This window comes from Peribacillus sp. S4, from assembly GCF_046715815.1.
Taxonomy (GTDB): Bacteria; Bacillota; Bacilli; order Bacillales; family DSM-1321; genus Peribacillus; species Peribacillus frigoritolerans.
The window spans coordinates 4,259,238-4,272,489 of record NZ_CP175708.1 but is presented as its reverse complement, the minus strand read 5'-3'; the positions used below and the strand labels follow the sequence as shown (position 1 = coordinate 4,272,489).

The window sequence follows — 13,252 nt, the reverse complement described above, 5'->3', positions numbered from 1 at the left end:
CTCTTTCGCGACAAAGTTAGCTTTTTCTTTTATTGAATGAGGGATGTACGTACCTTAAGATTAAAGGAAACTATATTAATAAGAAGGGAAGAGAGCAAAAATGGCTCACTTTAATATAAAAGTTGCAGTTCAAAAGTTCGGTAACTTTCTAAGTTCAATGGTCATGCCGAATATATCAGCTTTCATAGCATGGGGGCTAATCACTGCCCTATTCATCCCATCTGGTTTCCTGCCAAATGAAAGCCTTGCCAAAATGGTTACACCGATGGTTACGTTTTTATTGCCGCTTTTAATTGGGTATACGGGCGGTAAGCTAATCCATGATCACCGCGGCGGCGTAGTCGGTGCCATTGCGACAATGGGCGTCATCGTCGGATCTGACATCCCGATGTTCCTTGGAGCCATGATAATGGGACCGTTCGGCGGTTATGTCATCAAGAAATTCGATCAATTGATTGAAGGGAAAATAAAAGCCGGTTTTGAAATGCTTGTTAATAATTTTTCGGCGGGGATTATTGGCGGCTTATTGTCCATTCTATCCTTCTTGGCCATCGGGCCTGCTGTTGACGTATTTACAGGCTGGCTTGTAGCAGGAGTCGATTGGCTTGTCGGTACAGGTTTACTTCCGTTGACAAGTATCCTGATCGAGCCTGCCAAGGTCTTGTTCTTGAACAATGCCATCAATCATGGTGTACTATCACCAATTGGTGTAGAGCAAGTCAAACAAACAGGGGCTTCCATCCTGTTCCTTCTGGAATCGAATCCAGGACCAGGTATCGGCGTACTCCTTGCTTATTGCTTTTTTGGAAAGGGAACGGCGAAGAAATCGGCGCCAGGAGCTGCCATCATTCATTTCTTCGGCGGGATCCATGAAATTTATTTCCCTTATATTCTAATGAAGCCGATGTTATTCTTAGCGGTCATTCTTGGAGGCATGAGTGGAGTTTTCACTTTGGTCCTACTGGGCGGAGGATTGTTCGCTCCAGCATCCCCAGGCAGCATACTTGCCATTACAGCGGTAACTCCGCATAATGCAGGTGCATATATTGCTAACTTTGCAGGGGTCATCGTAGCCGCCCTTGTTTCATTCATCGTCGGTGCATTCATCCTGAAAACAGGAAAGCAATCTGAAGAGAATATTGAAGATGCCGCGAAAAAAATGCAAGAAATGAAAGGCAAGAAAAGCTCTGTTGCCGATGTATTCGCTTCAGAGCCGGGAACGATGCCAACAAACGTCAGCAAAATAATTTTTGCCTGTGATGCCGGAATGGGATCAAGTGCGATGGGGGCTTCGCTGCTTCGCAAGAAGGTGAAGGAAGCCGGATTGAATATCACTGTTACAAATACGGCGATCTCAAACATTCCTGCTGATGCACAAATCGTCATTACACAGGAGGAGTTAACTCCAAGGGCACAGAATAAAGTGCCGAATGCCTATCATGTATCCGTCGATAATTTCCTATCAAGCCCTGAATACGATTCATTGCTTGCACGGCTTCAGGATGACGGTACCGATGAGCTGCATGAAATCGTCGAAGATGCTGAAGAGAAGGTTCCCGGTGTTCGTGAACATTCAATCGAACCTGGCATCGACGAGGATGAGCCGGAAGGTAATGAATTGCTTCGTGAAGAAAATGTCTTCCTTAATCAACAATTCGCCAATAAGGAAGAAGCGATCCGCTTTGCGGGAAGAGCTTTGGTCGATGCAGGTTACGTTAAGGAAAGCTATATTGAAGCGATGATTGCCCGTGATGAATTGACTTCAACCTATATGGGGAACGATGTAGCCATTCCGCACGGAACCGAGGAAGCTAAGAAAGATGTCCTTAAATCCGGATTTACCGTTTTACAAATTCCTGATGGTGTCGACTTTGACGGCCAAAAGGCAAGATTGATATTCGGCATTGCCGGCAAGGACGGGACACATCTTGAAATTCTATCTGGCATTGCAGTTACATGCTCTGACATGGAGAATATTGAAAAGATGGTTAAAGCCACATCAGCCAGGGAATTGATGGATATTATAAATGTAGAAAATAATTAAATACTCTTAACCAAGAATAGAAAAGCGTTATACGCTTTTCTATTCAGTATTTTCTCGTGTTACTCCACCAGAAATGAGTTGGTAGCATGTATATTACTTCAAGGGAAAAATCAATCATAGAATTGATCATAAAAACTTCAGGAAAACATACAGCCTTATCCATTGCGACACAATTGAATGTTAGTGTCCGGACGGTTCAACGCGATTTGAAGTCCATAGAAAAAATCCTGCAATCATTCGAGTTGCATTTAACACGCAATACACATGAGGGACTGTCCATCGACGGGAAGAATGAACAAGTCTTTCGGCTTGTACAGCACCTGATGGGCAATCATCCGATCGATCAAACGCCACAAGAAAGAAAGCTGCATCTTCTTTTAGCTTTACTGCAGGAAGAATCATATAAAACTCAAGTTCTTGCGGGGGATCTCGGAATAAGCATTACGACTCTTACAACCTATTTGGACGAACTGACCGAATGGTTAAAGAATTTTAATATCGTGATTACCAGAAAAAGGGGAGTCGGAATAGAGCTTGCCGGCACCGAAGAAAATAAACGGAAAGCCCAGGCAGCCTATTTCTTGCACTTCTTTAATGAAGAGCTGATTGAAAGTTTATTTTTGCTGCAAGAAGGGAAATTTCCAGAAGCGAAAATCCTCGACTATTTCGATCCCGAGTATCTTCTGGCTATCGACGGGGTGCTGAACTCAACTTTTAACAGTGCCCACTCCCGATTGGCGGATAGCGGGTATATAGGGTTAATTGTACATATTTATGTAACCCTGCAAAGGAATGAAAGCCAATATTTTTTGGAGAAGGATTTCAATAAAATAAGCGAACTTTCCGATGAGACTAATCTCATGAATAAAATAGGCAAGGAACTCAGCGCCATGCTGGAAGTCTCTTTTACCATCGATGATATAAGTTACCTTGCAGCCATCCTTAAAGGCTCCAAGCTTCATGCGGCGGATGCCGTTCCCTATGACAGTGTATTGCTTGGCCAGCTGATAAGAAACCTGATAAAAGATGTTTCGGCACAACTGCAAATCGATTTGACCAAGGATTTCCCATTGTATCAGGGGCTCCTTGCCCATATGGAACCATCGCTTTTCCGGATCAAACAGGAAATGGGATTGTACAACCCCTTAACCGAAGATATTAAGCGAAAGTATCCGGTTCTCTTTTTGGCAGTGAAGACCAGTCTGGAAAAGGGATTCAAAGAAATAAAAGAATTTCCTGAAGATGAAATAGCCTTCATCGTCCTTCATTTCGGATCTGCACTAGTGCTGCGGGAGGAAGAAATATCAATAAGGGCACTCATAGTCTGCCCGACAGGTATCGGTACGTCGAAGATGCTTGCAAGCCGGATCAAAAAGGAAATCATCGAAATCGAGACTGTAGAAATCAAGACCATTAAAGACATCCAGCAGCAGAGCAGCCTGAAAAACTATGATGTGATCATTTCTACCGTCCGGCTTCCGTATATCGATAGTGATTATATCCTTGTATCCCCTCTTTTGAGTGAAGAGAATATTTTGAACATCAGGAATTATTTAAGGAAGAATATCGAAAACTTCACGAAGAATAAGCGTTATGGCATTCAGTCAGCCGATAAGGATACCGTGACCAAAAAAGAGGATGGCGAACTGAAAGAATTGCTGCAGGAATTGAAAGATGCCCAGCAGAGCATCGAGTCGATCATGGATAATTTCCGGTTTTATCGGCTGCCGCATCGGAAAGGACATCCAGAAATCATCGAAGAAATGGTGAGGATGGCTGAAACGGAAGAACTGCTGATGGGTGCGGATGATGTGGTCGGATCCTTGAAGGAACGGGAAAAAAAGGGCGGTTTAGGCATTCCGGGCACGGGGATGGGCCTTTTCCATACGAGACATAAGAATGTAAAAGAACTGATATTCCAGGTGGCTCACCTGGAGGAATATCGTCTCGTCAAAGGTATGGACGGCAATGACGTCCATATGAAAAATTTACTGCTGATGCTGGCACCTGAAGAATTGAGTGTGAAGCAGCAGGAAATCGTCAGCTTAATAAGTTCAAGCTTAATTGAAAGCAATGAATCCATCATGATTTTTTCATCTTCGGACGAAGAAATGATTAGAAGAAGGCTGGAAGCCATATTTTTGGATTATTTATATACTAACTTGATAAAGGGATGATTGTAATGAAACAAGCAGTACATTTCGGTGCAGGAAACATTGGAAGAGGATTTATCGGAGCACTTTTTTCACAATCTGGATATCATGTGACATTTGTAGATATAGCTGATCAAATCATCGATCAGTTAAATGATAAAAAGCAATATCAAGTCAAACTGGCCACTGATCAACAAGAATCAGTCACTGTGAAAAATGTTTCGGGTTTAAACAGTTTAAAGCAGGAAGAGGAAGTCATTAAAGCAATTTCCGAAGCAACCTACCTCACCACTGCTATTGGTCCCAATATTTTGCCTCATATCGCTCCTTTAATTGCAAAAGGATTGGCATCAAGAGTGAAGGAAACCGATGAAAAACTATATGTGATCGCTTGCGAAAACCAAATATCGGCAACAGACCTTTTAGAAGGCTACATTCTGGAAAACCTGGATCAAGCCACAAAGGAAAAACTAGCCGATAAAGTCTACTTCTTTAACTCAGCAGTCGATCGCATCGTTCCTATCCAAAATAACGAAGGATCACTCGATGTTTTGGTGGAACCTTATTATGAATGGGTCGTTGAAACGAAGGAAAGCATACCTGCCGTTGAAGGGATGACCATTGTAAAAGAACTCGCCCCATTCATTGAGAGAAAACTGTTTACCGTTAATACAGGACATGCCGTCATTGCTTACCTCGGTTATCTTAAAAATAAAAAATCAACGATTGACCAGTCATTGGAAGACGCAGGCATTGTGGAGCAAGTTAAGAAAACCCTAGGGGAAACGGGTGCCTATTTAATAAAGCAATACGGTTTGGATGCAGGTGAGCATCAGCAGTATATCGAAAAAATCATTAATCGTTTTAAAAACTCCTACCTGAATGACTCGGTGAATAGAGTCGGACGTTCACCGCTGCGTAAACTCGGGCCAAACGACCGTCTCGTGCGCCCTGCCGTAGAAGCAAAGAAAGCCGGACTTTCCTATACTAATCTGGCGAAAGCGATAGCGGCCGCTTTACTCTTTGATTTTAACGAAGATGAAGAAGCCCTTAAACTGCAAACGATGATCAAAGAACACGGTGTAGCTTCAGCACTTAAGGAAGTTAGCGGATTGGACGAAAATAGCGAAATCACCGAAGAAGTCATCAACCACTACAACAACTTAAAATAAAAGCCGAAGAACTCCTGAAATCCTTTTTCAGGAGTTTTTTACTTAATCAAAAAGCCAATCATCGAAGGAACTGGCATCCGATAATAAAACTCAAAAAAACCTTGTAAACAGTAATCATTACGTTTTATAATGGAAGACAATCAAGACAAGAGAGAGTGTTTTAAAGGATAAATCGTAATCATTTTGATTTATTAGACGGAAAGCACTGAAAGAATGGATTGAAAAAGGAGGATTCGTGCAATAAATAGAGAATTTGGTGCGCTTTTTAATAATTTGGTCCTATTGCAAGAGATTTAGAGCTGTTATTTAAGGGTTTAGAGCAAATACTCACGACTTTGAAGCAAATACTCGTGAATTTGGAGGATTTACTCGTGAGTTTAGAGCAAATACTCGTGAATTTGGAGCAAATACTCGTGAGTTTAGCACAAATACTCGTGAATGGATGTTTTCTCTCGAGGAGGATTACATAGTTTGATTTCGGATAAGCATTCGGCGATGTGTTACGTCGTTTGATGATGGTAAAGCCGCAACCTAAATCGTAATCAATACGATTTTAAAACAGTCAATAAAAATAGTTGAGGTAATGGAGGAAATATATCGTGTTCAGAAAATGTAAATTGATTTTTATTGTATGTTTATCAGTCTTTCTTTTGGCTGCTTGTTCCACCGAGTCTGCGAAGGATCAAGCGGGAGGGAAGAAGGAAGTGAACTTGCTTTTTAATTTTGCGACTAGCTCGCTTGATCCGAATGTTGATACTAGTTATGTGTCGCTTAGGGCTGGCATCACTGAGACATTGGTGCATCTCAATGATAAGGATTTGACCATCGAACCTTGGCTGGCGAAGAGCTGGGATAGCAAGGATGGTCAATTATGGAATTTTGAGTTAAGGGAGGGTGTGACGTTTCAGAATGGAAAGCCGATGGATGGCAAAGCGGTGAAGGCTTCCTTGGAGAGGGCGATGAAAGATAGTCCGGCGATCAAGAATGCTTTGCGGATTGAGTCGATTGAAGCGGACGGGAATGCGCTGACCATTAAGACGGTGGTTCCTTTTCCTGAGTTTCCTTCTGAATTGGTTCATCCAAATACATCGATTATTGATGTGAAGGAAAGTGACTATATAAACAAGCCGATAGGAACCGGGCCATTTGCCGTTTCGAAATTCATACCAGGTACGGCTGTTGATTTAATCCGATATGAGTCTTACTGGGATGGAGCCGCAAAGCTTGAGAGAGCCAGGTTTTCGTTTAATGAAGATGCCAATGCACGGTCTCTTGCCCTTGAATCGGGAGACGCTGATATTGTTTTCCGTCCGGAAGTGGAAAGCTTGGAAAATTTAGAGGCGAAAGATGGTGTGAAGGTTGAATCGACATCGACTTTCCGCGTACATCAAATGACGATGAATTTGGAACGTAAAGCATTGCAGGACATACACGTCCGGAAGGCGGTTGATGCCTTGATCGATCGTCCATCCATTGCGGAAACGATTTTACATGGTCATGCTGAAGTGGCGACGGGGCCATTCCCATCCACTTTCTCTTTTGCCCCGGATTATCCGAAAAAAGCGAATGGAATGGAAGCCGCTAAGGCGTTTCTTGATCAGGCGGGATATAAGAAAGTGGATGGTGTCATGCAAAAAGACGGTAAACCGTTAACGTTTACACTGCTTACATACAGTTCACGTGCCGACCTGCCGTTAATTGCCCAAGTTTTTCAATCGGATGCCGGTCAGGTGGGGATTGATGTGAATATCAAGCAAATAGAAATCCCTGAAGAGTATATGGCTGCCAATCGCGATTGGGATTTAACGACCTACAGCAATTTAACGGCTCCGAGAGGGGATGCCGGTTATTATTTAAATGCTACTTATCATCCAAAGGGGGCCTTGAACTTCAGTGGGGCTGATGATGATCGCCTGACGTCCCTGATTGATGAGCTGAACGTGACGGTCGGGCAGGAGGAGCGCTCGGATTTAGCTGAGGAGATTGCGATGTATGTGGATGAACAGGTGTATAATTCATTCATTTTACATCCGAATACACTTGTTGCTTATGATGCCGATAAAGTTAAAAACTGGATCACTTCGAGAAGCGAATACTACATGCTGACGAATGAATTGGATGTGAAGTGAATGTTTCGCATCTTAGTCCGCCGATTCATTGAGGTAGCGATTTTTGTTCTTGTGATTACATTCATTTCTTTCCTTTTTGTTCGGCTTGCTCCTGGCGACCCGGTTCTCTCGATACTTCAAGTGGATGATGTATCGGTCACAAACGAGCAAGTCAATGAGCTTCGTGAAGAATTAGGGTTCAATGATCCGCTGTTCGTGCAGTATGGCAATTGGTTTGCGGACTTTATCCGATTGGATTTCGGGCATTCCTATCTGACGAATCAGCCTGTGATGGAAATGATCATGAGCGGGCTGCCTGCAACACTTGAGCTGGCGGTTGGTGCATTGCTTGTCATGCTTGGTATAGCGATTCCGTTAGGTTCGCTTGCTGCCTTGTACAGGGGGAGCTGGATCGATCAATTCAGCCGGGCTGTTTCTTTATTGGGGGCAGCCATTCCTAGCTTTTGGCTGGGGCTGCTCTTGATAGATTTATTTGCGGTACGATGGGGAGCCCTTCCAACGATGGGCAGGGACGGGTTTCGTTCTTTGATTCTGCCGTCGGTCACGCTGGGGCTGGCCATCACAAGTGTGTACGTCCGTTTGCTGCGTTCGAGCTTGATAGATTCCCTCAGTCATGATTTCATCAGGGCTGCCCGATCTAGGGGGATTTCAGAGATGCGGATATTCTTTGCCCATGCATTTCGTTATAGCTTGCCCCCGGTCATTACCGTATTCGGTGTCAGCCTTGGCAGCCTAATCGGCGGTGTAGTCGTGATCGAAGTGATTTTTGCCTATCCGGGCATAGGTAAGATGGTCGTGGACTCGATTCGGTCGCGGGATTATCCAGTCATCCAAGGGTACCTGCTGGTCATGGCCATCATTGTATTCATGGTTAATAGTGCCGTGGATTTATCTTATCGCTATTTAAATCCGGAGCTAAGACTGAATGAAAGGAAGCATGGAAAATGGAGTTAGTTATCAAAGGAAAATCCAAAAGGCGCTGGAGAATGACCGTCCTATTTACGGTGATGGCGACAATCCTTGCCGTTGCGGCTTACACCTTTCTTATTGTGAAACATGATCCGGCACTGGTCAATCTGGAAGAAAGGCTATGGCCGGCGAGCATGGAACATCCGTTAGGGACGGATCATCTAGGGCGTGATGTATTGACGCGCCTTCTGCTTGGTGCACAGCTGACGGTTGGCTACGGCCTCTTATCTTTGTTTGCCGCAGTTATCATCGGCGTCCCGTTCGGGATGATTGCCGGTTTTAAAGGAGGTCTGATCGATCGGGTCTTCATGCGCATTGCCGACGCGTTTCTCGCCTTCCCAGATACGATCGTTGCCATTGTTCTTAGCGGTTTATTAGGACCGGGAATCGAAAATCTCCTGTTGGCGATCGTTCTGGTGAAATGGGTGAATTATGCCCGGCTTGTGCGAAGTACGGTGATCACCGAACGTCAGAAGGAATATGTCACAGTTGCTAAAATCAATGGATTAAGTTCATTTGGGATCATGCGGAAGCATCTATTTCCGCACCTTATCGGGAATGTGCTTGTCCTTTCTAGCCTCGATTTAGGAAAAATCATTTTGCTCATATCTTCCTTATCATATATCGGGCTCGGTGCGCAGCCGCCGGCACCGGAGTGGGGAGCCATGCTGAATGATGCCCGTCCATACTTTCAATCCAATATGTTGCTGATGATTTACCCAGGGCTCGCCATCGTATTTGTCGTCCTTCTAACCAACATGCTCGGTGATTATTTGCGCGATGCATTCGATGTGAAAAAGGAGGTGGGATCATGAGCATTTTATCCGTGAGGCAGCTGCATATCATGGGAAAGCAAAATCATATCGTCAAGAATCTTTCATTAGATGTGCAGGAGGGTGAGTGGTTCGCACTTGTCGGACAAAGCGGGAGCGGCAAAAGCATGACGGCCATGGCAATATGTCAGCTGCTTGCACCCAATCTTCAAGCGAAGGGGGAAATATGGTATGGGGAAAAGAATTTATTAACCCTATCTTCCTCAGAAATCAGGAAGGTTCGCGGAAAGCGCCTGGCCTATATTTTTCAAGATTACCAGGGTTCATTCACCCCGTTCCTTACCATCGGTCAGCATTTCGACGAATATCAGCGAACACATTTGAACCTTTCCAAAAAGGCAAGGAGGCAGCAAGCGGTCAATGCGCTCATATCGGTGGGACTGAATGAAGATATCTACGGCAGATACGCTTTTCAATTAAGCGGCGGTCAGCTTCAACGCGTATCCATTTCAATAGCCCTGCTGCTTGAACCTGATATCTTGATAGCGGATGAACCGACCACAGCCTTAGACAGTGTATCTTCCTTTAAGGTTTTACAGCTGTTATCAAAGCTCCAAAAAGAAACCGGATGTGCAATCTTGTTCATTACGCATGATTTACGTCATGTCAGGAAGTATGCGGACCGCATTGCAGTCATGAAAGACGGGGCCATCATAGAGACCGGTGATAAAAATCAGGTATTGAATCATCCGCAGCATGCTTATACGAATGAACTGATTCAATCATCGCCATCATTGAGGAGAATTCCATTTAAGCTTGAAGGAGTGTCAGGATGAGTTTATTAGACGTGCGAAATGTCCATAAAAGCTATGATAACGGAGTGGAAATACTAAGGAACGTGAATTTCAGCATGGAAAGGAAGGAATGCCTCGGGTTAGTGGGGGAGAGCGGCTGCGGAAAAAGCACACTGGCAAGACTCATCCTTCAGATTGAATCTTTTGACAAGGGCAGCATCCTATTTGAAGGAACCGAGCTGCAAAACAAAAGCGAACGCAGTTTAAAACCGTATCGCAAGAACATCCAGGCTGTTTTGCAAAATCCTGTATCGGCTTTGAATCCAAAACTAAGGATAAAGGATTCACTAATGGATCCATATCTTCAATTTGGCAGCCAGGTCAATTTGAAATATTTTACGTATACAAGTGAAGCGAACTTTATCGGACAGCTCCTGGAAACGGTGGAGCTTCCAAGGAGTTTTGCTGAACGTTACCCGCATGAGCTAAGCGGCGGACAAAAGCAGCGGTTGACCATTGCGCGTGCAATCAGCATCGAACCGGCCCTCATTATATTGGATGAACCGGCTTCAAGCCTGGACGTGCTGTCCCAAGCGGCGGTGCTGAAATTGTTAGGCGGGCTGCGGGAGACTTTGGACACTTCCTACCTTTTTATTTCTCATGATCTATCGGCTGTACAGGAGATGAGCCAACGGATCATGGTGATGAAAGGGGGTGTTATTGTGGATTCTTTCGAGAAAGAACGGCTTTTTTGCAGCGATCGCCATTCATACACAAAAGAACTGATTTCGATGTTTGAATAATGAAGTTGTGTTTATTTGAGTTTTAAATCGCAATGATTTCGATTAAGTTTAATGCTTAAGGAGGAAGTAAGGTGGCATGTTAGGAATTCGGGAGAACGATTGCGGATTCTTTCATCATCAATTCAACCATTTATTACACATTTAAATAGTGGCACCATATAACGAGTTGCTTTCGGCAATTCGTTTTTTTAGGTAAAAAAATGAATTCCAATAAACTTACTTGACATTATAAGCTTATGAAAATATAATTACTTACATAAAGTAACCAACAAAAAGGAGAATTCATACATGAATAAAAATGATGCAGGTCAAGTTTTTTTAAGGGTGATTTTAGGTCTTACTTTTTTCATTCACGGCGTTTCAAAGTTTCAAGGGGGCATAGGAAATACGGCGGGATTTTTCGATAGCCTTGGCATTCCTGGCTTCATGGCATACATCGTTGCAGGAATCGAATTGATTGGAGGACTTGCGGTTATACTGGGTTTGGGAACACGAATCGTATCCGTCCTATTTGCGGTCATTATGGCGGGGGCGATTTTCACGGCTAAATTACCTGCCGGTTTTCTTGGAAACGGGCAAGCGGCGGGTTACGAACTGGACTTGGCACTGCTTGCCATGTCTGTCTATCTAGCGTGTGCAAACCGCACGGTTCTTTCTTTGGATTATGTGATTTTCAATAAAAAAGGGAAGTGACAATATGGATAAAAATTTTCATCAAAAACCAATTACATTTGTTGGCGAAGTGAGTATTAATGTTTTGGATTTGAATAAGGCCATTCTGTTTTATCAAGAAATCATCGGTCTTCAAGTATTGAAGAAAACCGACCGGAAAGCTGTTTTGACGACAGACGGAAAAACCCCGTTGCTGACACTTGAGCAGCCTGCGGATGTGATTCCGAAAGAAGGGCGGACGACGGGCTTGTATCACTTTGCCCTTTTACTGCCAAGCCGTGCTGACTTATCGACTTTTTTACGCCATTTACTTCAAACGAAATATCCATTTGGAGCGGCGGATCATGAAGTGAGTGAAGCGTTGTACATTACCGATCCGGATGGAAATGGCATCGAAGTATACTCTGACCGGCCATCAGCTGATTGGAGATGGGCAGGCGGGGAGGTCGAAATGGGCACGGATCCGTTGGATGGGAATGACCTGCTGAAAGAAAGCGATGGTGAGTGGAGCAAACTGCCTGCAGGTACCTTGATGGGGCATATACATCTGCATGTAGCGGATTTACGTAAAACGGAGGAGTTTTACATGCAAGGTCTTGGGTTTAGCGTCGTGAATCGATATGGAGGAGCGCTCTTTACTTCAACCGGCGGATATCATCATCACATCGGATTGAACACATGGAATGGCGTTGGTGCCCCTGCCCCGAAGGAAAATAGTGTGGGGCTAAACTGGTATACACTCGTTTATGCAGATGAAGAAGCGAGAAACAAAGTAACGGAGCAACTGGAAGGAATCGGGGCTGTCGTCACGGAAAAAGAAGGGTTTTTCACTGTAACAGATCCATCAGGCAATGAGATTCATTTAGTCGTCTAAACGATAAGAATAATATAGAAAGCAATGGTGAGAGGATAATGGGATTCTTAAGCAGATTATTTGGAAATAAAGAAGCCGCGGCAGAAGAGAATGGGAAAATGACAAAAGTGTTATTCGTGAAAGTGAACGATCGTCCAGCAGATCAGGCAATCAGCTCGAAAATGTATGATACATTCTTACAAACATATAAAGAGACACACCGTACAGATGAAGTGACAGAGCTGGATTTATTTAATGAAGAGCTTCCTTACTATGGAAATACGGCGATTACCGGACTATATAAACGCAACCAAGGTCTTGAACTGACAGCTGAAGAGGAATATGCCGCCAAACTGGTTGACCAATATTTAAATCAATTCATGGCCATGGATAAAGTGGTATTCGCTTTCCCTCTATGGAACTCAACGGTTCCTGCACCGTTAATCACCTATCTTTCTTATTTGGCACAAGCAGGAATAATGTTCAATTATACGGCGGAAGGTCCTGTCGGGTATGCTGGAGATAAAAAAGTCATGCTATTGAATGCCCGCGGTTCTGATTATGCATTAGAAGGAATGGCTTCCGCTGAAATGGCCGTGAGTTTAGTGAAAAATATCATTGGGCTATGGGGAATCAACAATCCGGAAACCGTGGTCATTGAAGGCCATAATCAGTATCCGGATCGGTCACAAAAAATCATCGCGGATGGTTTGGAAAACGTTGCAAAAGCGGCTGAAGCATTCTGATTGCAAAGTGAATAGCAGGCAAAGAAAGGCCTCCATAGCAATGGGGGCCTTTAGACTGTAGACAAATTCGTGGAAACGACTTTGCCTGCTGTTTTTTATTTGAAAAACATTTCAGCTGATTTCAGAAACCCGCTCCCCTTCCGC

General features: G+C 44.0%; 11 protein-coding genes. All 11 read left to right on the top strand.

Going from position 1 to position 13,252, the window contains the following annotated elements:
- The first annotated feature begins 100 nt into the window (after positions 1–100).
- On the top strand, positions 101–2,044 hold the full coding sequence (locus tag ACJ9PY_RS20270; protein ID WP_411738830.1) for a PTS mannitol transporter subunit IICBA: 1,944 nt from the start codon (positions 101–103) through the stop codon (positions 2,042–2,044).
- A gap of 86 nt (positions 2,045–2,130) precedes the next feature.
- Positions 2,131–4,221, top strand: coding sequence for a BglG family transcription antiterminator (locus tag ACJ9PY_RS20265; RefSeq protein WP_411738829.1), 2,091 nt, complete (start codon positions 2,131–2,133; stop codon positions 4,219–4,221).
- A 5-nt stretch (positions 4,222–4,226) separates the two neighbouring features.
- Complete coding sequence (locus tag ACJ9PY_RS20260; protein WP_034309501.1) at positions 4,227–5,369, top strand: mannitol-1-phosphate 5-dehydrogenase; 1,143 nt, start codon at positions 4,227–4,229, stop codon at positions 5,367–5,369.
- 599 nt (positions 5,370–5,968) lie between these two features.
- Positions 5,969–7,498, top strand: coding sequence for a nickel ABC transporter substrate-binding protein (gene nikA, locus ACJ9PY_RS20255; protein WP_411738828.1), 1,530 nt, complete (start codon positions 5,969–5,971; stop codon positions 7,496–7,498).
- Positions 7,499–8,452, top strand: coding sequence for a nickel ABC transporter permease (nikB, locus tag ACJ9PY_RS20250; protein WP_145504519.1), 954 nt, complete (start codon positions 7,499–7,501; stop codon positions 8,450–8,452).
- Entirely contained in the window at positions 8,443–9,282 is an 840-nt protein-coding gene (gene nikC, locus ACJ9PY_RS20245) for a nickel transporter permease (RefSeq protein WP_063575387.1), read from the top strand. Before nikB ends, nikC begins: the two co-directional genes overlap by 10 nt.
- Positions 9,279–10,076 carry an ABC transporter ATP-binding protein gene (locus ACJ9PY_RS20240; RefSeq protein WP_063575388.1) on the top strand — a complete coding sequence of 266 codons (798 nt, stop codon included), beginning with the start codon at positions 9,279–9,281 and terminating at the stop codon, positions 10,074–10,076. The genes nikC and ACJ9PY_RS20240 overlap by 4 nt, the downstream gene beginning before the upstream one ends.
- Complete coding sequence (locus ACJ9PY_RS20235; protein WP_411738827.1) at positions 10,073–10,837, top strand: ABC transporter ATP-binding protein; 765 nt, start codon at positions 10,073–10,075, stop codon at positions 10,835–10,837. Before ACJ9PY_RS20240 ends, ACJ9PY_RS20235 begins: the two co-directional genes overlap by 4 nt.
- A gap of 288 nt (positions 10,838–11,125) precedes the next feature.
- Positions 11,126–11,530: a DoxX family protein gene (locus ACJ9PY_RS20230; protein WP_063575390.1), complete on the top strand. Its 405-nt coding sequence runs from the start codon at positions 11,126–11,128 to the stop codon at positions 11,528–11,530.
- Between the two features lie 4 nt (positions 11,531–11,534).
- The gene (locus ACJ9PY_RS20225) at positions 11,535–12,383 is read left to right on the top strand and encodes a VOC family protein (protein WP_411738826.1); all 849 of its coding nucleotides are present in this window, start codon (positions 11,535–11,537) and stop codon (positions 12,381–12,383) included.
- Positions 12,384–12,421: 38 nt separating this feature from the next.
- A complete protein-coding gene (locus tag ACJ9PY_RS20220; protein ID WP_411738825.1) occupies positions 12,422–13,108 on the top strand; it encodes an FMN-dependent NADH-azoreductase in 687 nt (228 codons plus the stop codon).
- Positions 13,109–13,252: the final 144 nt, after the last annotated feature.